Here is a 22,774-nt window from a genome sequence, read left to right as displayed (position 1 = left end):
ATGTAATAAATCGTGCACAGGTTATTAACCCGTTGATCGGTTGAAATTCAGAAAAGATATCATTCATTATTCTGAATTTCAACGAGTTATACCTGAGTGAACCATGCGTACTAATCAGCCCTCCTATAATCCAATATTAAGTGACCTATCTTTCCCAGTATCCAGCCCCTACCTACGCAACTGCTGCCGGTACCCGGCCAGCTCCATCGCATTTTCTGCCATGTCCTATTCCAGCCATTTCCGCGCGTAATCCGAGCCCGCTGGCCCATTGTCCCGGGCAACGCTCCGGCAGATCAGCCCAATATCGTCTTCCCCAGGCTATTCAGGTAAGATTAACCCTATAGATGCTGGTCAGCAAGCGAGAACACAGGCCTACGAATGACGATCCGCGGTACCGGTTGAGGGGACAACCGTTCAGTTAGGATCAAGCACCGCTGATAGACTGTTCACCTGTCAACCGCTTCCTAGCATCTCAACAACTACTGTCACACATTTCCCCCAGGTTTTGCGAGACAATCTTAGACAATGACTAGTGGCAAGGCATAACCACCTATTCCGGAGCTTTCGAGGTTTTGAGAGTGCATCAATGCTGTACCTAATCAATTTCGAAGTAGTAGAATCCTCTTTCATAGCTACCGTCTATCTTGCGTCTGAAGTATATCCGCCGCGCTTTTCTGTCGACCAGCATCTTTAAAGCGATAAAATCTCGTCCGGGAATTGGCGGATACGGTAGCTTGATGGTGTCTCCGTTCCATGAATAGTGACCTGTATATCTATTAGTGCCGAACATCCAATCATCGATTAAGACATATTTACCATCTTCGAAAAGCCGTAGACGCATGCTGCTGAAATCATCCAGAAACACGGCATTTATAACGCTTCTTTTAAACAAATACCCATTGAACCAACAAATCAATGCTATGTAAGAAATTGTGGATATGACCAATAATGCCATGGGGATGCCCGAAGGCCAAGTTTTCAGATACCATCCATCTACTGCCACGACTATCAGAATGCCGGCAGCTAGTGTCAAGGCAAGTATTTCAAAAATTAGTAAATATAGCCTGTATTCCTCCTGCACGTCAGCTATTTGGGCTAAAGACGATAAAAATGCGATTGTTACAGAACTGGCTAACCATTTTACCCGATTTTGAAACTTGGGGATGGAAGTCATAAAATAGTGCTAACGGTTTAAAATAAAGTTCCTGCAAAATAGGGAATACTATTTGTAGATTCACTCATTTAGATGTGAGACAAAAAATAGTAGAAGATAAATATTCCGCATAATTAAATCTGTCTAAGTGAGTATATAGGGAATGTAGAAATAGCTAGATGCTTTGACAAGACAATGGAATTGTTTTTCGGGAAATCTGGTATCAAACAACTGAAAAGCTGATCCGTCGCTACCCGTTCACACAGGTATGGAACAGCTGACGAAATTGTTTGATCTATTAAGACAAGCCTGGAATGCAGCTGCCAGCCGTCGGGAGAAATGCTTCAAGCAAGAACTCTCACTGGGTGAAGTCCGACGCATCAGGCGCTAATAAGAACCCCTTTGGATGAAAGGAAATACGTGAGAAATCCAGAATTGTTGACTTCCATTATCTCATTCTTACCAAATCGAAAGTCAGTAAGGCCGGATCCTAGTTTGGCTAGCGCTGTTCAGGTACAATCTTGCATAATGCGCTAAGTTTGGGTCCAAGAATTCCAAACAAGATGAACGGGATCACGCCATAACCCAGTTCCAACTTGTAAGTGAATCGTTTGTTCGAGAGATTGATCAATACCCAATAACACTCCCAGTGGCACTACGCGAAGATCCTCTTTCGGAACATCTGGGCCAGCACCTGAAAATATCTCCCATTGATCTACTTCCCACCTCATAGCTTCGGTAGCTTTTTCTCCGCGGAGGACCTTCAGGTTAGTTACGGCAGTAGAGTTACGAGGAACAGAATAGTCCCAATTTCGAATTAACCACTGCCAAACTGGGTTAAAACAAGAATCGAACTTCATAGACATATCGGGAATATCCATAGTAATATGCTCTTTATCGGGCAAAATTTGAACAAATTGAATATCATCCTGATCGTAAAAGTCATATGCTCCTAACGCAACCAACCTACTCCAAGACTTATCAACGCTCGAAAGTGAGAAAGAACCCAACAAGCCAAGCTCTACGTTTACCGTCTTCCAATCCTTCCGTTTTTCAAGCTCGTCTACTATTTTAATGGTAATAACTCTAATATCGTTCTCTGAATAATATTCACCACCAGCAAAAATAATTTCTAAACCGAAATTTTCTTTGCAACCTATGGTGTATGAGAATCTCGGTAAATTTAAACCGGTAACTACTGTCACGTGGTATCCGTAATTCTCAATATTAGCTTGAATAGCTTTAATAAGTGCTGCTCTATCTACCATGTGTTGTATTGTTATTGACTATCGCCATGTACAAGTTTGTGACAATCCTCATAAAGATTGGTCATATTGTCTTTCCGTCCATCCATCGTCAACATGTTCATCATCATGATGTGCCGGAGTGCCTTTTGTAACGCAGGAATTGCGTCGACAAAATTAGCGCTGTTAGCGAAACCAGCAGACAAATCGTTTTGGGTCCTTGCTTCGGAGATTCCCAGAATGCGATGTCCAAAACTTCAATTTTACAACTATGCACCTATGGCTGCCCCTGTCCAACCTCCGGCAACACTCGCTATTGTCGTTACGGAATTTGTTTCGATTTGCCTCCATCTGCTTGCACTGCTTCATCCATTCTTGCAACATTTACCGCGACCGCCTTGGGCTTTTCCACCTCTCCCAATGCCCTCAGGTCAATTAAACAATACAACAGGAACCAACTTAAACCAACATTCCGCGTCCAAATCACGGTGATAATGCTTTATATGGGCCGTTGAAGTAGTATGATGAACTATATACTCCATTCCTAGAATCTACCGTTACGCAGTGTCGGCTAGAAAGATGTCAACCTTGGAACTCATAGGTTGATGGGACAACGATAAGGCTAACTTAATATATTGGCGCTCAACAGTTCACCCATCAACTAATTTAAAGCATCTGTATTGCTATTGTCACATATTTCCCAGGTTATTTGAGACGACCACATCAGATATTTTTGCCTGTAAGACAGATTTATTTGAGCTTGTCGGACTACAAATCACGGCATAGGCAACATGGGTGCATGCGGAACAGGAATCTCATAATGACACTTACGCTGATATTTACGGAGAATGGTTGCCGGCGATTGTAGCAATGTCCGATAACGAACACCTACGTCCTTTTGCGAACGGAATTTCTAATCTGATTCCTTCTAAAAAGTGCCCTTAGTGCCTATGCTAGCCCTTTTTTATATTGGCACGCATTTGTACTAAAAAATATAAACTAATGCGACGAGCCGATGCGACGTACCTATCTCGGAGAATTTGAAGAACTCGTTTTACTGATGATAGCCATTCTCGACGGTCAGGCTTACGGAATGACTGTTAGTCAGGAGATAGAGCAGCATACCGGCCGCATCGTAACGCTGGGCGCCATTCACAACACGCTGATCCGCCTGGAAGAAAAAGGCTTCGTGAAGTCGGAACTGGGTGGTGCGACCATGGAGCGCGGAGGGAGGCGAAAGCGGCTTTTCAGAATTACTGCCCTTGGAAGCGGCGCGGCGCGGGATATTCAGCAGCTTCGGAGCAAACTCTGGGAAATGCTGCCTGATCAAACATTCAAATTCAGCTCGATATGATCGCCCCACAACCACCCCGCTGGGCCAGGAACGTGCTTCGGTTGCTGCATCCGGGCAATACGCTGGAAGAAACGGAAGGCGACCTGGATGAGCTCTATGCTTACTGGTACCGGCGATCCGGGAAAGCACAGGCATTACTGCGCTACGTGCTAAATGTCTTTTCTGTCCTGCCTCCGTTTGTCCGGCGGCGGCAAGACGCCTCCGAATCCGATCAACCATTTCCCCTGAATCCTGATATGCTGAAAAATTACTTCAAGATCGCGTGGCGGAACATTGTCCGTCAGAAAGTGTACTCGGGTCTGAACATCGCCGGGCTTTCCATTGGCATGGCGTGCAGTATCCTGATCCTGCTGTGGGTACAAAACGAGCTGAGCTACGACCGGTTTCATGAAAAAGCCGGCCAGCTTTACCGGCTCACCTGCAATGCAGGTGATTTCAAAGCCGCTGTGACTCCGGCCGGCCTGGCGCGCGGCTTGCAGCAGCAAATGCCGCAAATTGAAGCAAGTGTGCGGCTGAGCAAGCCTGTTACCAGCCTTTTTGAAGCAGGCGACAAGAAGTTCGAAGAAAAGCGCGTCTTCTTTGCCGACTCTAATTTTCTAAGCGTGTTTTCTTTTCCCTTGCTCAAAGGGAATGCCGCCACCGCGCTGAGCGATCCCGGCGCGCTGCTGATTACGGACGAAATGGCCGCAAAATACTTCGGGAATGAGGATGCTCTGGGCAAAATCCTCCGGAGAAACAATGGCGAGAATCTCAAAGTGGCGGGTGTGCTGGCCAATGCGCGTGCCAATTCGCATTTGCAGTTTGATTTTATCATCCCGATGTCGAACCTTGCCAGAACCGACAACGACCTAAAAACAGATACGTGGGGGAATTTTAATTTTTATACTTATTTCCAGCTAGCTGAAAACGCGGACAGGTCGGTGCCGGGGTTGCACAAGCTCACCGCGCGGATGTTTGAGATTTATAAGGCACATGGACAAACACTCAAAATCGGTTTTCAGCTGCAACCTTTGACTGACATTCATTTGCATTCCGACCTGCAAATTGACCTGGCCGGGCACGGTAACATTCAGTATGTCAATATTTTCTTTGTTGTTGCAATTTTTATCCTGGTTGTAGCCTGCATTAACTTCATGAACCTCGCTACTGCGCGCTCGGAACGCCGGGCGAAAGAAGTAGGGCTGCGTAAGGTAGTGGGCGCAGGACGTTACCAGCTGGTGCTCCAATTCCTGGGCGAGTCGCTGATCTTTTCATTCCTCTCCCTTTTTATTGCCGTAGGAATGGTAGTCCTGATGCTGCCTGTATTTAAAATGCTGACCGAAAAGGCACTTACCATTCACTTACTTGACGGTAAATTATGGGCAAGCCTTTCCGGAATTGCAGTTTTGACAGGCCTGATTTCCGGGAGCTATCCCGCATTGTTTCTCTCGGGGTTCGCGCCGGTAAAAGTATTGAAAGGTAAAATCAGGGTTGCAGGAGCCAATCTTTTCTTTCGCAACGGACTGGTAGTAGCCCAGTTTGTGGTAGCGATAGTGCTGCTCGTGGGAACCGCAGTGGTTTACAAACAGCTGAATTTTATCAAAAACCGGAACCTGGGCTTCGACAAATCCAACCTGCTCTACGTGCCAATGACGGGTGAGATCGGGGCAAAAAAGCAAAGTCTGAAAGGTGCATTGTCGCAGGATCCCCTCACTGCCAATTTTTCCATTATTTCTGACCTGCCCACTGCCCTTGTTTCGGGCACGACGGATCTGGAATGGCCTGGACAAGTTGCGCGGAATGAAGTAATTATTCCCTCGCTCGATGTAGACGAAAACTTTGTGTCTGTTTTCAAAACCAGGGTGCTCGCCGGCCGGGGCTTTTCCCGTGCGTTTTCAGGAGACAGTTCCAGCTACATCATCAATGAGAAAGCAATGCAGATCATGGGAATGAACCTCGCGAATGCGGTAGGGCAGGATATTGTGTTCAGTGAAACGAAGGGGAGGATCATCGGGGTAGTGAAGGATTTTCATTTTAAATCCCTGCAATATGCGGTAGAGCCGCTTGTACTCAGGCTTAACAAATGGGGCGGTTTTGTGATTGTACGGACCCAGGCGGGCAGTAACGAGGCGGCTATCGCTGCGTTAGAGAATATCAATCGTCAGCTCAACCCTGCTTATCCATTTACATACGGTTTTCTGGATAAGGACCTGGATAATTTGTACCGGAGCGAGAAGCAAATGGGTGATATATTCAATTTATTCGCTGGTTTGGCAGTTTTCATATCCTGTCTGGGATTGTACGGTTTGTCGGCTTTTATGGCCGAGCAGCGTAACAAGGAAATTGGCGTGCGGAAAGTGCTCGGCGCAACAGTCGCGGGCGTTGTTGCATTGCTTTCGCAGGATTTTTTAAAATTGATCCTCATTGCCATTGTCGTAGCGTCGCCCATCGCCTGGTTTGCTATGGACAAATGGTTGCAGGATTTCGCCTATCAAACGAGTATCGACTGGTGGGTATTTGTGCTGGCCGGAATACTCGCCGCTTCCATAGCACTGATCACAGTGAGCTTCCAGAGTATCAGGGCTGCATTGATGAACCCAGTGAAAAGTCTGCGCAGCGAGTAAGTTGCTGGAATTTGTTCGAAGACTAAAGCGGGCCAGGCCGCTGGCAACAAACGCAGGTATTGTTTAGTCAAACGAATCTGGAAAACTAGAATTTAAGGTAATAATTCGCAGCGCAAACAATGTGCAGATTTCAAATCGGGATTTCGGAGAATTTAAACGGGAGCACTTTCAGAAAGCTTTGCTTCCATCTTTTACATGAACGCCTTTGATTGGTTGCGGAGATTCTATCGCAGCGCTATCCCACGTGGTCTTTTTCCGCGGAAACCAATTACTTAAAACTAAGAACAATTCGAATATTGGCACCGGAAATGATCCCAGGCTGTGTGACTGGTTCAGGTAGGATTTGAAGGGTAAGGTCGTCGGAAACATCAAAGCTTTTAAGATGAGCGGCGACATTGGCCTCAATGATGCTTAGCACATAGATTATGCCTGAGACTAGAACTGAAACATTTCTGTATCTTCGCCACACATCCTTTTTCCTCGCGACCTGATCTCTTGTATATAACTTCACTACGCTTTTCGTATTAAAAAGATTGCGCACCACAACTGGGATCCGCGTGTCGGCTGTTACCCCCTGGTTCAGGCTTCCATCACCAAGATTATAGAATGCCAAGTACGCTTTCAAAAAATCCTGATATTTGGTTGAATTCAAATGAATAGCAACCAAACTTCCGCCCAACGACGCATATACGATCGGAATCTTCCAAAAATCTCTATTGTAGACCTGACCTAAGCCTGGAATAACCGCCAACTTAGCAGCGGTCCGGGGACTTGGCGATCTAACTTGCTTTACCTTTTCGCCATAGGTGGAATCAGCTGTCTTTATTTCTTTGTAGCAAACCGCAGCATCTGATTTCATCGGTGTAAAAAGCACTGTAAAGCTAATGGTAATTAAATACAAGAATCTTAAAGTGTTGGTCATGGCTCGATTTTGGGCGCAAGCAACCACAAAGACCTTTTCAAACCAATATAAAAAATGTTAAACAGTACAATCAATGCATTTGAGTGTGTGGCTTACCATGGTGCTCTAAGCGAAAACTGATAGGCGCATAAGTCTGGTTGACATGACAAGCATATAGCTAGATTTAGGCGGTGACGCTTAACGGTTCGCCAATCAACCAGGTTCCGGTAGTTGAGAGGATGTTGTCAAAAATTTCTCACAATAAATGAGACAACTATTGACTTGGTAAAATCGTACAATTGTTACCAGATCCAATAACTACAACTTTATTCGATCGTTGGATAATATATAAGAATATTATATAAAAAGTTTTTCCTGCTAGCAAACTTTCGTTGGGATTAGTGCGAGGAGATGCTAGTATCTAATCCTTCAGCGGTTCATTGATTGCGTGGCCAACCTTCAGCTAAATTCAGAATCCCAGCTGGACGGTTACGCGAGAAGTACTTTGAATAGCGAAGGTTGAATGATTAAATGGTGAATTAAACGATGAATAAAAGAGGGGGATCCTATGCTAAGACAAAGACAGGCTATGAATTGAATTTACTAAAGTATGAAGGTTGCCCTGAGACATACGAATCTATATTTTTCAAAATAGATTTTAAGGGAAACTTTTCATTAAGATCCGGCGGCGTGTACAAAAAGACAGGTGATTGTATCATGTTTTAAGACACTATCTCAAAAACTGTGTAAGTGAAGAATCGGGGTTTATGATCCCGATTTTTTACTTTTAACAAAGCAGAGTTTATGAGACCAGAATACTTATTGACCGATGATTTTTTAAAACAGTTCAAAAGCCGCGAGGCGCTTTACGGCTTTCTAGGGCAGTTACAAAAACGCGGCATTGAGAAGATGCTTGAAGGCGAGTTAGACACGATGCAGTTTTTCTCCGGCAAGTCTTGTTTCTTGATACCTTTCATTGTTCATTCTTTTCAAGCGGACCGTTGCTCATATCCGAAGCAAATTAGACAAAATCCTCGCCAGGTCGGTTTTTGACATTATATCTCAACAATAGCCGACAATCATAATCCGGAGAGGCACCTAGCTTTGTTGAATCAAAACAACAAATCATGGATCATCAAGCACTACTTCGCCAGCTATATCAGGACTTTAATGCGCGCCAAATCGACGCAGTTTTAGCACAAATGCATGCAGATGTAAGCTGGCCGAATGGCTGGGAAGGAGGTTATCTGCGCGGGCACGAAGAGGTGCGGGCGTACTGGCTGCGGCAATGGGAACAAATCGATCCGACGGTGGAACCACTCGCATTTGAGACCAGCCCCGACGGCGGGATAGCGATTGAAGTCCGCCAGGTCATCAAAGATTTAGATGGTGTAGTGATGAGCAATTCCAGACTGTCACATATCTACACTTTTGAAGATGGAAAGATCTGTACGATGGCGATTGAACATCGACAACGTTTCACAATGTCCTGATCGATCACAAGCCTTCGACACAGCGGCGAGTGTATCAAATAGGGCAAGACTTTGAAATGAGATCTGACTGGCTATCGACCACTATACCAGAAAACCGCCTTAACAATATTTTCAGCTTGGAATCGATGAATGTCTTGCAGAAAGGTTTTTCAGGATTTTTGAGATAGTAGTTTAAGTACTTTTCATCGTTGAGCTTAAACATTCCGAATGGAACCACCTCGGTAATAATCCGTCGGTCAAAATCCGCCTGCAATCGCTCAATCGCCTGTTTTGCAGAAGAAAGTTGCTCATCATTGAATGTGTAAACGGCAGATCGATACTGGGCACGCATGGAGTGTTCGGAAGTGCAGGTATGCGCATGGAGGTGAATTTCTATCAATGCTTTCGGAGATATTCGGGCCGGATCAAATTCGACCACGACAGCTTCGCAAAAGATAGCCGGATTGTCGTCAGACGATATCCATCCCTGGCTAACATGGAGCACGCCTTTCAATGATTGAAAGATAGCCTCGGTGCACCAATGACAGCTTCCGCCCAATCCGATTTTATTTGTCGTTGACATACGCTAAGTTCTTGCCTGAGGCGCGAATTTTGTACCGTTTGCTAAACCTAATTCTTTCCCAAAACCATTGATGAAGACATCCCCTCTTTGACGATACCTGCCTTGATTAGGTCAATTTCCTCCTTTTTTGCACATACTCGTAAGACGTTACCGTAAAGTAACGCTGTAATAAAGCAACATTCTTATTAAACCTGGTGATAAGCTTACCAACTTCAAACTGCTGAGATTCCTTCCGGCGCAATTCCGCGGTCATATCAAATGTGATCTGATGATCTCTTCAAGAACTGTGGATAATCTGCAAAATCGGGAGCATGTTGTAGCCCCTTGAAAGCCTGTCACACACACTCTCAGGCGGCAACCTGGGAGGACATCCCTTCAAGTCACAGCTCAAAGTACAGCTCTGTGGGCGCTTATTGAAGCATTAGGGAGAACAGAAGGATCAGAAATCACATGACAAAAAAGTATAATAGACTATGCTACAACCCTCGGTTCATGACAAAAAAGTATACTATGATATACAAAGTGAATATTTTTTCTTAAAATTGTGACACTTCATATGCACCCAATTTACCTGATAGATCAGTCAGCACTCGTCCTAACCCCAAAAGTAACTTTTCTACGAAAAAGCAAATGATTAACCATTTGCGCAATTAGACTACATCTAACGATATACGCATGGAAATTGGAACGCTGTTGAGAAAACTAAGAGATCATCACAAAGTCTCATCAAGGTTGATTGCCGAAAAAGTCGGAATATCTCACACAACATACTTGGATTGGGAACACGAAAAGTCCTCGCCTTCACTCAAACATTTTTTCCGGTTAGCAGATGCATTTAAAATGACGCCAGTCGATATGATATCTTATCTAACCGGAGAGGCAATGCCGGACCAAAATCAATCTTCGCATCTCTGGAATGCTAATGATGTTAGAAAAATCCTGAAAGATTACCAGGAACACTTTGAGCTACTAAAAGATTTAAAAAAGGATCAAAACTAACCGAAAGATATTCCTTTGAATATCTATACCCCAAAAACAAAGGTTAAATCGCAAATCTAGCCTCTTATCTACCGACAAATAATGCAAATTGATTTGCTCAATTCGCACACCATATAAATTTCACATCAATACATTTGGTCGGAAAATCCATGCAAATTGGTCGGAAATTAAAATGGCATAATAAAAAGATTAAATATACATTTGTTGTGTACACAGTGCCAACCAATGCAAAAAAGTATACTTTTTATTACAGCGCCAATAAGAAGCCATATCGTGCCCGCACTTTATTTGGCGGATATACTTTCAAAGCAATATTTAATTCACTTCGCAACAACAAGTGATGTGTTGGCTGAAATAGTTACCAATCACGGCTACAATGCTATAAGAACAGAAATATACAGAGTAGCGAAAGGGATGGAGAGTCAATATATTCATGAGCAAAAAAGAAAATCCGGCAAATGGGAAACATTAAAAAGTGTTTGGAAAAATGAGATTTACGAATTCCGAAAAAATGAGCTGTGTAAAATTATTGATTCGATCAATCCCACAGTGATATTTATTGATATCTTCAGCAGCTCTGATATCTTAGTCTTACATGAAAAATATAAGAATACGAAGTTACTGTTCATAAACCCAATGTTATCGACTTATCGTGTCGATGGCTTCCCAACAGTCGAACAGGGGAATTGGCCAGGAGAAGTAGCCGATACAGCCAGCAGAATACAAGCCGAAAAAATTTCAATAAAAAGTTTAGTATATAAACCATTTGACTATTGCATTCGCAAGGCGATGGAAAGGCAATTTAGGCAGTTAATAAGTATTGGTGCATTCTCTGTCAAATATCCCGTAGCGACAGATAAAACGAGCGCACTTCTTTTTGACAATATTACCGAAATTTTGCTTGCACCCCTAGAACTAGAAATATCACCCAAAGTACGCAAACCCAATCAGCATTATTTCGGTTTATGCATCAGTTCAAATCGGAATGATACAGAATTAGATCCATCATTTGACCAAAAGTTTGAGCAGATTATCGTGAAAAAGAATGCGGGTAAGCGGCTAATTTATTGCACATTTGGCACTTTCTATCAGGGCTCTGACAGGGCATTGGTGGAATTTCTCGACAAGCTGCTCAATGCCATTAAGATGCTCGAAAACGTCGAAGTAATTCTCTCGGTCAATAAGTTCGTCATCCAAACGCTGAAATTTCAAAGGAATATACCCACCAATATACACATGTTTAGTCGAGTACCTCAATTGAAAGTACTGAGACATAGTGACTTGTTTGTAACTCACGGTGGTCTAGGATCGATTAAAGAAAGTATTCATTTTGGAATACCCATGCTAGTATATCCTTTGGACCTGCGTTATGATCAGAATGGGAATGGATTCAAAGTCGAACACCATGGATTAGGACTAAGGGGTGTTTTTCAGCACGAACGCAGCGAAGACATGAAATGGAAAATGCAGGAGCTGTTGGCTAACCCTATATATGGCAACAATATCAGGCAATTACAGCAAAAATGCTCAACGAATTACTCTTCGGACAAATTAAAGGATACACTTAATCAAATAGTCCTCAACTGATGAAACTGAACGACACCGAAAAGAATGCCTTAAAGGCTGTTGAGCACCTTTTGTCGGAGATCAATGCGCGGGTATCTTCCAAAGGTTTGAAGGAAGAGATGGTTCTGCACCCTGACTTTCCAAGCGTGGCTTCTATAAGCGACGCCCTCACAGAATGGAAGATTCCAAATATGGCGGTGCGCCTACCGGCTCACCAGTTGAAAGAGATTCCGCTTCCATCACTCGCCTACGTCAATGTACGGGGTGGTATTCTCGCCCCATTAAAGTCTATTAACCAGGATACTGTTGAGTGGTTTGATACAGAAAACGGCTGGCAGAAAGATACACTAAGTCAGTTCGAGGCGAAATGGGATGGGTTAACACTTCTTTTAGAGCCAAATGAACGATCCGGTGAAGAACACTATTCGAAAAGAATAGTTGAACAATACTTTAGCAATGCCAGAGCGCCATTTCTCATTCTAGGTACGGTCATTTGCTTAGGAATCATTTTTGTTTTGAATTGGAATAGCATTGTCCCCAACGCATTTTCAGTCAATCTGCTCATCGGTGTGAAACTTTTGGGAATGATCGTCAGTGGTTTGATATTGTTGCAAAGCCTGGATACCCATAATCCTTTTCTACAAAACATCTGTCAATTGAGCAATAAGAGTAACTGTAACAGTATACTTCAATCAAAAGCATCCCGGATAACAGAGTGGCTCTCATGGTCTGACGTGGGATTTGTTTATTTTTCAGGTGGCTTCCTCTACCTAACGATTGCGCTTGTTTCAGGAAACAATGTGCTTGTTAGCAATCTGTATCTACTAAGTTTGGCGGCAGTGCCATATACAGTATACTCAGTATGGTACCAGCGATTTGTAGCGCGACAATGGTGTTTGTTGTGCATGTCAATTCAGTGCCTGATTTGGGTAGAATTTGTTATAGTCTTAGTTCATTTCAACGAATTGAGCTTGGTTTGGAATGGTGGTTCAATCGGCCTGCTGGTGGTTTCTTTTTTAATTCCAATATTAATATGGGTATTAGTTAAAAAGCCGCTCACCGAATCTACCCAACTCTTTGAAGTGCAAAGGCAATTACAGAAAGTCAAGTTCGATGAGAATTATGTACGGGCGATATTTCGCGTCCAAACAAAGATGCCGCCTATTTTTGAGGGAATGCACTCCCCCACTATCGGTAACACCGAAGCCCTTCATACGCTCACTGTTGTAACCAATCCGCTCTGCGGCCCATGTTCCAAACTACACCGTGAGATAGATCAGTTTATAGAAACAAACACCAATTTTAATTGTCAGTTCATCTTCCTGGGGCCGCCGAAAGCCTGGATTATTGCTTACTTCTTCCTGAGTACGACGATAGATAACAGGAGGAAACTAATGGAAACCTGGTATTCCAATATTCAGCAAAATGCCCAATCATGGATCAACTCTCAAAAAGAAGACGTTGATTATGATTATACTAATGAGCAAATCGTCATGCACAGCACATGGTGCGAGCTTGCAGGTGTAGTAGGAACACCGACGGTTTATGTTGACGGCATAAAAATACCACAGGCGTTTAATATTCGTGATCTAAAACGCATTTCCCAGTATCTGACCACCCCTGAAAAAGATAGAATTATCATGTGAGGATTTTCGAAAATCAAGTATATATTTTCTTAAACTTTAAACTAGCAAAAATTATGTCAATGTCAAGTTTTAGTGCTTTTGCTCTGACAAGGTCAGAGATGAAAAATGTTGTTGGTGGAACTATAACCTGTCGCTGCGACTATGGTGGTGGCGATGTAGTCTCCGGAGAATGCTCCGGGCCGACTGTCGAAGCATGCAACAGCTATTCTTGCTCAGGAGGCGGCACAAACCTTGGTTGCAAGTAACAGCAAACGATAGCGACTACTAAATAATTTATCAATAACCTGTGAGGTTATACCTTGCAGGTTATTGAATTAAAGAGGCCAAAAAGTAGAAAACAATATGAGTAAGGAAAAAAATATTATCTTGTTGTTACTCCTCCTTTTGATGGCAAACAAGCTAAGGTCTCAGAATCCTCGTTCGGCTTATCTAGAATATGGATCGATTGATGAAAGCAAAAATTACATGATTTTTGCTCAGGACCAAAAAACGAGAAATGATGATAAGGAGCTATTCTATCTTACAAAAGGTAGAAAATCAAACCAACTATCAGTTGAAGGGGTTAGGAGCTTGACCATTTACTATAAGGATATTGGATACCCATTATATGTTTTTCCAGGAGACTCCCTAGCTATCGATTGCAATGATAACGGTTGCTTCTTCAAAGGTACCCGTGAAAATGAATGGAACTTATCCAGGACACTAATCAACAGATCATATCCGTTTTTCGGAAAACATTGGGATTTCGGTTCTGTCGCATACGAGCAGCTACTCGATGTGGGACAGTCTAGATTCAATGAGCTGATTGATAAAATAGACCAAGCAGCCGACTCACTTCTACTTTCCCCAGAATTTGTAAACCTCCTCAAACGGGATGCCAAATGCGCATTCATCCGTTCATTTATTTGGGAGCACAATAAATACAACACAAGGGATGAATCATCACAACAACGTATTCAGGCGTATGTCAAAGACTTCGGCGATTTCTATGCACAGGATTCATTAAGAAACAGTTTTGTATTTTCCTATTCACTCATGAGTTGGAGTGAATTTATGGCACGAGCGGCAAACAATTTCGAGCAGCCGAAAAAAACGCAAACCTACGTTGAATTTTTAGGAAGAGATTTAGGCGAAAACTACATCCAGCGATTGGAAATGGCCAAATCGATGCCAGGGCCGAACAGGGATGACATCTTGTATTCTTTGATGACATACAAGTTTAAAACCTCCTCCTGGAATGGCGCTGAATACGAGCCATTTGTATCTTATTTTCAAAAAAACTCCGGAAACAAGTGGATGGTGGAAAACATACTGGCTCGTAGTGGGTTATATCTTCTTCCCCCGAATCCGCAAATTGTAGAGAATTTAAAATCAAACCTGGAAGTACTTAATTCTGAACTACATACGTCCGGTGGCGAGAAAATATCCTGGAAGGATTTGAGTGCGTCGCTAAAAGGGAAAACAACTTACGTAAGTTTTTGGGCAAGCTGGTGCGCACCGTGTATCAAAGAGTTTCGAGCATCAAAGTCTGTGGTGAATGAGCTCTCCAAAAATGAGAAGATCAACTTTCTGGCAATTTCTGTAGACGAAGACAACGAGAGATGGAGGAAATCAATGAAAGCAATGGGGATGGAGAATTCGCATCTCAATTACCAGATGAAACTAAAATCAGCACTTGGAAAACTCTTGCTTTCCGATGAAACGGTTCCGAGATATATGATTATTGATGCCAATGGGATTGTCAAAACCATTGAGGCAACCAAATTAAGCAGTACAGGCGGCGCCACCGCAATTCAAAATTTAGTTAATCAAAAATGATAGTATCCAGAATAGTAGAGTTAGAAACTACTCACAAAGCAGTAGAAACCGACCCGGACAGAGAATTTATTTGTCAGATATTATATGACGGAGGAGCAAAGGACGAAGGATTTGTCGTAGCGAAGGATGAAACGGAGGCCACTATCAAGGTTTATCGAAATCTGGTAGACCAGGGCGTTGCCGAAATTGTGCTTGAAATCACATCAACCATTCAACCATCTAATTAACCTGGATCAGCAATGATTGTAATAACTTGTGTAACCAATAAGGATCATGCAGGCTATGCGAAAGGTTTGGCAGAATCATGCCGCTATTTTGGCTACCAGTTGGAATGCCTGGAACATGATGGCACGTGGCCGGGGCATCGTCAGAAAGATCTTTCGTTGTGCAAGTTTTTACAGGCTGTTCCGAGTAACGAGATTGTTTTATTCACGGATGGTTATGACACCGTGTTTGTGACTAGTGAAGCAGAAATTATTGAAAAGTTTTCCAGCCGGGATGTTCCCGTTCTATTTTCCGCGGAGATAAATTGCTTTCCATACAGTGCTTTCTCCTATCTGCACAAGCCTTGCCCTTCTAAATTCAGGTATTTGAATTCGGGCGGGTTTATCGGAAGAGCCGGTGATATCCTTGATTTGTATCAAAGATTTGACGCGATCGAAGATTCCCATCGGTATCTGGTGGATAACAATTTACGATGGAGTAATCAATACCGCTGGATGAAAATGTTCCTTTTCACCGAGGGCCTAATTGGACTGGATACCAACTGTGAGATTTTTCAAGTTTTTGGTACAGATCTTTCAGTTTATGACAAAATAAGAAAAGCACCAAGTGAGCAGGAGAAGTCAATGCTCAGACAAAATGAAATTTGCAGGATACTGGATGATTTTGTAATTGGTGATCGGATTTTTAACAAGCAAACCGGTTCCCATCCCTGCCATCTGCATTTCGCCAGTCATCTTCTCAAGAATCACATGTTTTCACAAGAACTTGCCCCATGTTTGCCTTGGACGCATTCCAATCTTCTTTCCGAAAGATCTGTCCCAGGTCAAAACGCATGAAATTTACTCATTATCAGCAACTCGATCGCATGGATTGCGGCCCTACCTGCCTTCGTATGATAGCCAGGCACTACGGTAAGCATTATACGGCTCAAACCCTGAGAGAAAAAGCACAAATAAGCCGAGAGGGAGTTTCGATGCTGGGAATCGCCGAAGCGGCTGAGACATTAGGCTTTAAATCAGTGGGGGTCAGAACTACGCTCGATAAACTGATTAAAGAAGCCCCGCTACCATGCGTGCTGCATTGGGGGCAGAACCATTTCGTAGTGTTGTACGCAATCAGCCAGCGGCAATCAGCATTTCGGTACAATGAGGTTAGCCGGAGGTTTCTAAGTAAAATATGGGGCGGGCGGAAACCAACTGTAACTTTCGACCCTGATGATGATCGGATGGGCGTACCGAATGAATTTGAACTCCTGTCTCCCAATCTCTCCCCCAAGACGGGTAATCGGTACGAAGATACGGGCCACCGCACATTCCACATCGCAGATCCCAGCAGGGGCCTGATCACGTACACCTCCACAGAATTTGAGAAACGTTGGCTTTCTTTTAAGAATAACGGCAGCAAAGAGGGCCTTGCCTTACTGCTCGAACCGACATCCCGATTTTATGATGAAGACGACGAAAAGGCAAATGGATTTCGTTTCGGCCAGTTACTAAGGTACCTGTGGGGCTACAAAAAACTCATTGGTCAGTTAGGATTAGGTATGCTGGCGGGGAGCGGATTAGCGCTGTTGATGCCGATCCTTATGCAATCTGTTGTAGATGTCGGGATCGGCAGTCAAAACCTGTCGTTTATCTATCTCGTATTAATCGCACAAATGATATTGCTTTGCAGCACCGCAGCGGTAGACTTTTTGCGCAGCTGGATCCTACTGCACATCAGCACACGGCTCAATCTGACTATTTTATCGGAATTCCTGTCCAAGCTGATGCGGCTGCCAGTTTCATTCTTTGATGTGAAGCAATTTGGAGACATTATGCAGCGCATAGGCGACCATCGCCGGATTGAGTCATTTCTGACTGGACAAACACTTAGCGTTTTGTTTTCGCTTATCAACCTGGCTGTGTTTGGCTTTGTGCTTGCATATTATCATTTGTCTATCTTCATCGTCGCGACGGTTGCCTCCATACTATATGCCGCTTGGGTGATCTTGTTTTTGAAGCAGCGCCGCAAACTGGATGCTAAACGTTTCGATGTGTCGGCGCGAAATCAGAGCCAGATTGTTCAACTCATACAAGGTATGCAGGATATCAAGCTGTGCGGCGCAGAAACACCGAAGCGATGGGAATGGGAACGAACGCAGGCAAACCTTTTTAAGTGGAGTGTACGTAATCTGTCGCTATCGCAGTTTCAGCAGGCCGGAGCTTTATTATTAAACCAGAGCAAGAATATTTTCATCACCTTCCTGGCGGCCAGAGCGGTCCTGGAAGGGCAGCTCACGCTGGGCGGCATGATGTCGGTCCAGTACATCCTCGGGCAGTTCAATGCCCCCATCGAACAACTCATCAGCTTCTTACAGTCCTGGCAGGACGCTCAGATGAGCCTGGAAAGGTTAAATGAGGTCCATGGAATGGTCGACGAAGAACCTGCACACCAGCAAAAGCGCACGGAATGGGATAAGCACCAGGATATTTCGTTATCAAACATTACGTATACATACCCAGGTGCCGGTAATGACCCCGTATTAAAGAACATTAACCTGACCATACCACAAGGTAAGACAACCGCGATTGTAGGGACAAGCGGAAGTGGAAAAACAACATTGCTTAAATTACTGCTGCGCTTTTACGATCCACAGATGGGGACAATATCGCTGAAATCCGGCACAGGTGGTATGCTATTTAACCAGCGCAGTCTGGACAATATTATTATGGGGTCTGCCGGAAACAAGGACCTCGATTTCAAATACATTTCGCATAGATCATGGAGACAGCAATGCGGCGTTGTGATGCAGGAGGGTTTTATATTTTCGGATACAATCGCTCGCAATATCGCCGTTGCGGATGAAGTAATCGATCAGGCGAGGCTGTATCATGCTGCGCAAGTAGCTAATATCCACGAGTTTATCGAATCGCTTCCACTAGGATATTATACCAAGATCGGGGCAGAAGGGAATGGAATCAGCCAGGGTCAAAAACAAAGGATCCTGATTGCCCGGTCGGTGTACAAAAATCCGCAGCTTCTCCTTTTTGACGAAGCAACAAATGCCCTCGACGCCAACAATGAAGCCGTTATCATGCGGAATATGGAGGAATTCTTTCTGGGTAAAACGGTGATCATCGTAGCTCACCGCCTGAGCACCGTCAAACATGCGGACCAGATTGTCGTGTTGGAAAAAGGTGAAATTGTCGAAGTCGGCACACACGGGGAACTGGTGCTTACGAAAGGGAAATATTTCGAACTGGTGAGTAATCAGCTCGAACTCGCCGTATAGTACGTATGTAAACTGTGAAATTAATGTCTGCACCAATGCTGCTGGGTCCCCCCCCCTTAGAAACGGGCACACCCTTACCCGAACTTCACTCAGAGGAAGTCCACGAAATCATTAGCCGTCCCCCGCATTGGCTGATCCGTAGGGGCTTCACATTGTTTTTTACCCTGGCAATTATGCTTGCAATCGGCTGCTGGTGGATCCGATATCCAGACTTGGTAACGACATCATTCTCACTGACGGCCACAGATGCGCCCCGTGCTATTGTCGTACGCACAGAAGGAAAACTGGCCAGGATTTTTGTAAAGGATGGACAGAAGGTATTGGCCGGACAAGTCATCGCCTACTCCGAGAGCACTGCTGATCACGAACAAATCATCGCCTTGGCGAAAGCGGCGAAAAAAATCCAGAAGGGGATCTCACAGGGTCAATGGTCGGTGTTACATAAATTCCCCATTGCTACGTATACAAGCCTTGGCGACGTGCAACAAGAATTTCAGGTTTTCAATCAACAACTCAACGAATTGAAAGCCACCCTGGAGGGAGGCTTCTATCTGCACAAAAAGAAGTTATTAGTTGATGATCAGGCAGACCTCAGGTCTATGGAGCAGATTATCACAGAACAACTTGCGTTGCGAAACAAGGACTTGCAACTGGCCAATGACGAATTTTTGATCCAGGAGAAACTGTACGAAAAGAAGGTTATTTCACCATTGGATTATAATAGGGATAAATCCAGATTGCTTTCCCGTGAAATGCCGGTGAAGGAATTGGCTACCTCACTAATTCAAAACCGATCGGCTCAAACCGCCAAGCAGAAGGAAATACTCGAATTAGAGAATACCATTCGGGAAAGAAAAATCAACTTTCTTCAATCGCTGCAAACCCTATCGAGCCGCCTTGAATCCTGGACACAAAAGTTCGTCCTGACCGCCCCAGTAAGTGGCAGGGTATCCTTCCCTTCCCCGTGGCAGGAGCAACAGCATGTGGCAGCAGGCCAGGAACTAATGACCGTCGAACCCGAAACCAGCACGCTTCAGGGAGTAGTCAAAATTCCGCAGAAAAATATCGGGAAACTGAAAGAAGGACAAACAGTATTAATCAAACTCGACGGATATCCCTTCCGTGAATATGGAATGGTGGAAGGAAAATTGTCCAGGCTGTCAGCGGTGGCAGGAAAAGACAGTACCTACTGGGGGTATGTAGCTTTACCTTCAAAATTAACAACGAGATATGGTCGTCAATTGCCGTACAGAAATGGTCTGAAAGGTCAGGCAGAGATTATTACAACCAACAGAAGGCTTGCCGAAAGGCTTATATCAACTATTAGCAACGGGGGAAAATAAGGGATACGCAAAATGGCGTACTACATTATGCTGTGATGGTTCATAACATTCGCGACACTTACGGTCATTTTTGATCCTTCAGATAGTTATTTAATCAATGATCATTTTTCTAGCAACCACTCGCACTACTGCGGAGGGTGTGAGAAAAAATGAGGCGGTGCGGATTCAAATTGTATGATTATGGCCACCGAAAGTCTGAAGGCAAAAGCTAGGGACAAATGGTTTAAACTCTATAATCAGATCGGGAATCGGTTGTCACGAGGAAATGTGAGGAATTCTGCGATAAAGTCCTGTCTTTCCCCTACTATACCAAAACGTTCAAATATTCTCAAAGTTTTGGTGAGTAATTCGGGGAGTCAATAAGGGATCAATCTCGAAACTTGTTGAGCAGGTAAGGCCGCAAATTTTACTCACCAAATATCTAATAACCAATTTAGAATCAAAATATTAACGCGATGAACATCTTGCGCTGACTAGGCTTGCGAGACTACATTTGTTCAACTATTAAACTTGGAAATGGTTATGAAAACAAAGCTGAGTCTTGAAGAAGCCGAGAAATTATCAAACCGGGCCTGTGCCCATCTACCTAAGGATTACCGTTGAGAGCAAGAGGTCTGAACTTGCGACCGGACGCGAGTGACACCAATATCCGTACAACACAGAAACAGCATTAATTGCTGCTGATTATAAGGCTTGAAGGTGGGTTGTCGTCGGGCCATCGATCCTGGATTGCTAATACCTAAAGATAATCAATCGCAGAAAATCAGCCAAAGCTTTTAAAACAAAGAAGGTGCCTTTTTGAGACACCCTCTTCTATTGATGAAGCAAGTGCTGCGCTAATCCTAAAGGCTGCGATCACCGCCCGTTCGTCGCTCCGGACGTATCGGTCAAGTTCTGCGGCCGAGATCCTGCCCATCATTATCAGAATCGACTCGCGAGAAAAGTCCCAACTCGTTAAGGCAATAGTCGCAGAATGAAGTACGGCCATGCTTAACCGACAATTCCGGGTAAATCCTTTGTGCGGGCACGAGCTTCATATTCACGTCGGCAGCACACAATTTAAGCCATTCATTCATTTTTGCATTTGAGAACGTCGGCACCTTACCCGAGCCTCTATATTTGGAGACGATCGCCCGTAATTCCGGAAACTGATCGATCGGGACTTTCGCCTCGATCTCGGTTTTTTGACGGGGCTTAACGATCCACTGCTTCCCGTCGATGCCGGTAATAATGTAGTCGGTCAGCTTTTTAATGATTTGGATAAGATCCTGATAATGGAACCCGGTACGGGCATAAAGCACAAACAAATCGGCCACTTTCTGCGCCGTAGGATGCGTGAAATGGTGGTTTTTCCACCTGCCTAGCTGTATTGAATCCAGATACTCCGGGCGCTCGATTCGTTCGTGGCCGGTCTTGTAATCGTCGAGCGGATTTTCCGAGATCCATTTTTCTTTTTGGCAAATTTGGTAACGGCACCGAATGAACGAGCCGACCGGGTAAAGTCGCTGTCTTTGTAACCAGAGCCTTTGCACCAGCCCCGGTAGTCTTCCATCACATCGAGGTAAATTCTTCGACCAAGATTTCGCGAAGGTTGTTATCTGCTAAGACTCGGAGCACCAGCTGCCTGAGGTTTCGGAGCTTTTTTTTGAGCTTTCTGAAACATCTTCCCGCTTTTCGTAGATTTTCATGTATTCGTCGAATGCGAACATATACGGCGGACGAAAGCGACAACTATTGCCGGGCCGCCGGGCGGTCGATAGCGACGGACGACTGTGGGCGGCTCATGTACATGCGGCAAATATCGGAGATGGTCTAGCCGGGCTTTTCTTGGTGGCCGTATTTTATGTTTGGATCAACTACTTACAAAGATCTATGGCGACCAAGCATATTGCGATTACGAACATAGCTTGCAGACCTATAAGCATATTCTCTAACACGTTTGCTTCAAAGCGGTTAGCCAAGTGAGTTGATTGGCTTCGCAAGACATTTAGAAGCTTCCTTACCAAGTCACAATAGGGACTAAAGTAAATATCGAATTCGGGATTGAATTCACTTTTGGAAAGATCCTCGCCGAATCCATTGACGCATGCCCGGTTATTGCCTAAAAGCATTTTAAGCTTCATGGCCTACATGGCAAAGATCATCTTCAAATTAATGCTTTCCAGCAGCGGCCAGAGCGCGTCATCGATTTCGTCAACAGGCTAACGGTCGCCACCATCGAAAGTCCAGAAGAACGACGTTGTAGCCTTACCTAAAATAGGACAATGAGATATCAGACTTTTTTGTTTTCTATTGTCTTCGCAAACACGGCTGGTGCCATTCCTGCAAGGGCTTGATGCGGGTGTAGCCGATTGTAATTATCCATCCATTCATCTGATAAAATACGAACTTGTTCAAGTGATTCAAACAAATAGGCATCTAACACGTCTTCGCGATAGGTGCGGTTTAGCCTTTCAACGTAACCATTTTGCATCGGTTTTCCGGGTTGAATGTAATGGATCGCGATGCCTTTGCTCTCGCACCATTGCCTGAATTTGTCAGCCAGAAATTCTGGTCCGTTGTCAACCCGGATCTGTTCTGGATATGGCCTGTT

18 protein-coding genes and 1 pseudogene are annotated in these 22,774 nt (G+C 44.2%); 13 read left to right on the top strand and 6 right to left on the bottom strand.

Annotation, left to right across the window (positions count from 1 at the left end; genetic code table 11):
* Window positions 1–595: 595 nt before the first annotated feature.
* Complete coding sequence (locus BLQ88_RS28350) at window positions 596–1,174, bottom strand: hypothetical protein (RefSeq protein WP_090156394.1); 579 nt, start codon at window positions 1,172–1,174, stop codon at window positions 596–598.
* Between the two features lie 512 nt (window positions 1,175–1,686).
* Window positions 1,687–2,421, bottom strand: a complete 735-nt coding sequence (locus tag BLQ88_RS28345; RefSeq protein WP_090156393.1) for a DUF4262 domain-containing protein — start codon at window positions 2,419–2,421, stop codon at window positions 1,687–1,689.
* A 991-nt stretch (window positions 2,422–3,412) separates the two neighbouring features.
* Between BLQ88_RS28345 and BLQ88_RS28340 the strand changes: the two genes are divergently transcribed.
* Together BLQ88_RS28340 and BLQ88_RS28335 are read left to right on the top strand one after the other, a co-directional pair.
* Entirely contained in the window at window positions 3,413–3,751 is a 339-nt protein-coding gene (locus BLQ88_RS28340; RefSeq protein WP_090156392.1) for a PadR family transcriptional regulator, read from the top strand.
* The gene (locus BLQ88_RS28335) at window positions 3,748–6,354 is read left to right on the top strand and encodes an ABC transporter permease (RefSeq protein WP_090156391.1); all 2,607 of its coding nucleotides are present in this window, start codon (window positions 3,748–3,750) and stop codon (window positions 6,352–6,354) included. The genes BLQ88_RS28340 and BLQ88_RS28335 overlap by 4 nt, the downstream gene beginning before the upstream one ends.
* A 268-nt stretch (window positions 6,355–6,622) precedes the next feature.
* Here BLQ88_RS28335 and BLQ88_RS28330 read toward each other — a convergent pair whose 3' ends face one another.
* On the bottom strand, window positions 6,623–7,276 hold the full coding sequence (locus BLQ88_RS28330; protein ID WP_143016949.1) for a DUF5683 domain-containing protein: 654 nt from the start codon (window positions 7,274–7,276) through the stop codon (window positions 6,623–6,625).
* Between the two features lie 783 nt (window positions 7,277–8,059).
* On the opposite strand from BLQ88_RS28330, the pseudogene BLQ88_RS37705 reads away from it, so the two are divergent.
* Both BLQ88_RS37705 and BLQ88_RS28320 read left to right on the top strand, forming a co-directional pair.
* Window positions 8,060–8,185: pseudogene (locus BLQ88_RS37705) on the top strand (IS256 family transposase); the annotation flags it as partial.
* A 197-nt stretch (window positions 8,186–8,382) separates the two neighbouring features.
* Window positions 8,383–8,748, top strand: coding sequence for a nuclear transport factor 2 family protein (locus BLQ88_RS28320; RefSeq protein WP_090156388.1), 366 nt, complete (start codon window positions 8,383–8,385; stop codon window positions 8,746–8,748).
* 34 nt (window positions 8,749–8,782) lie between these two features.
* Here the strand turns inward: BLQ88_RS28320 and BLQ88_RS28315 are convergent, their stop codons facing one another.
* Window positions 8,783–9,310, bottom strand: coding sequence for a peptide-methionine (S)-S-oxide reductase (locus BLQ88_RS28315; RefSeq protein ID WP_090156387.1), 528 nt, complete (start codon window positions 9,308–9,310; stop codon window positions 8,783–8,785).
* A 675-nt stretch (window positions 9,311–9,985) separates the two neighbouring features.
* Here BLQ88_RS28315 and BLQ88_RS28310 point away from each other — a divergent pair.
* From BLQ88_RS28310 to BLQ88_RS37720, 9 genes are all read left to right on the top strand, one after another.
* Window positions 9,986–10,309 carry a helix-turn-helix domain-containing protein gene (locus tag BLQ88_RS28310; RefSeq protein ID WP_090156386.1) on the top strand — a complete coding sequence of 108 codons (324 nt, stop codon included), beginning with the start codon at window positions 9,986–9,988 and terminating at the stop codon, window positions 10,307–10,309.
* A 225-nt stretch (window positions 10,310–10,534) separates the two neighbouring features.
* Complete coding sequence (locus BLQ88_RS28305; RefSeq protein WP_143016948.1) at window positions 10,535–11,896, top strand: nucleotide disphospho-sugar-binding domain-containing protein; 1,362 nt, start codon at window positions 10,535–10,537, stop codon at window positions 11,894–11,896.
* A complete protein-coding gene (locus BLQ88_RS28300; protein WP_090156385.1) occupies window positions 11,896–13,521 on the top strand; it encodes a vitamin K epoxide reductase family protein in 1,626 nt (541 codons plus the stop codon). Before BLQ88_RS28305 ends, BLQ88_RS28300 begins: the two co-directional genes overlap by 1 nt.
* Before the next feature lie 342 nt (window positions 13,522–13,863).
* Window positions 13,864–15,339 (top strand): TlpA family protein disulfide reductase, encoded by a 1,476-nt coding sequence (locus BLQ88_RS28295; protein ID WP_090156384.1) that lies wholly within the window; start codon window positions 13,864–13,866, stop codon window positions 15,337–15,339.
* A complete protein-coding gene (locus BLQ88_RS28290; RefSeq protein WP_090156383.1) occupies window positions 15,336–15,566 on the top strand; it encodes a hypothetical protein in 231 nt (76 codons plus the stop codon). The genes BLQ88_RS28295 and BLQ88_RS28290 overlap by 4 nt, the downstream gene beginning before the upstream one ends.
* 12 nt (window positions 15,567–15,578) lie before the next feature.
* Window positions 15,579–16,400 carry a glycosyltransferase domain-containing protein gene (locus BLQ88_RS28285; protein ID WP_090156382.1) on the top strand — a complete coding sequence of 274 codons (822 nt, stop codon included), beginning with the start codon at window positions 15,579–15,581 and terminating at the stop codon, window positions 16,398–16,400.
* Window positions 16,397–18,838 (top strand): peptidase domain-containing ABC transporter, encoded by a 2,442-nt coding sequence (locus tag BLQ88_RS28280; protein WP_090156381.1) that lies wholly within the window; start codon window positions 16,397–16,399, stop codon window positions 18,836–18,838. Before BLQ88_RS28285 ends, BLQ88_RS28280 begins: the two co-directional genes overlap by 4 nt.
* 23 nt (window positions 18,839–18,861) lie before the next feature.
* Entirely contained in the window at window positions 18,862–20,181 is a 1,320-nt protein-coding gene (locus BLQ88_RS28275; RefSeq protein ID WP_090156380.1) for a beta-barrel domain-containing protein, read from the top strand.
* Between the two features lie 574 nt (window positions 20,182–20,755).
* Window positions 20,756–20,821 (top strand): hypothetical protein, encoded by a 66-nt coding sequence (locus BLQ88_RS37720; protein WP_510185992.1) that lies wholly within the window; start codon window positions 20,756–20,758, stop codon window positions 20,819–20,821.
* Between the two features lie 247 nt (window positions 20,822–21,068).
* On the opposite strand, the gene BLQ88_RS28270 is transcribed toward BLQ88_RS37720, so the two are convergent.
* Both BLQ88_RS28270 and BLQ88_RS28260 read right to left on the bottom strand, forming a co-directional pair.
* Window positions 21,069–21,713: a site-specific integrase gene (locus BLQ88_RS28270; RefSeq protein WP_090156379.1), complete on the bottom strand. Its 645-nt coding sequence runs from the start codon at window positions 21,711–21,713 to the stop codon at window positions 21,069–21,071.
* 740 nt (window positions 21,714–22,453) lie between these two features.
* Window positions 22,454–22,774 (bottom strand): integrase core domain-containing protein (locus tag BLQ88_RS28260; protein ID WP_143016947.1); only part of this gene is annotated, 321 nt, incomplete at its 5' end.

The organism is Dyadobacter soli (assembly GCF_900101885.1).
GTDB classification, from domain to species: domain Bacteria; phylum Bacteroidota; class Bacteroidia; order Cytophagales; family Spirosomataceae; genus Dyadobacter; species Dyadobacter soli.
This window is presented reverse-complemented; position numbering and strand designations above follow the sequence as displayed.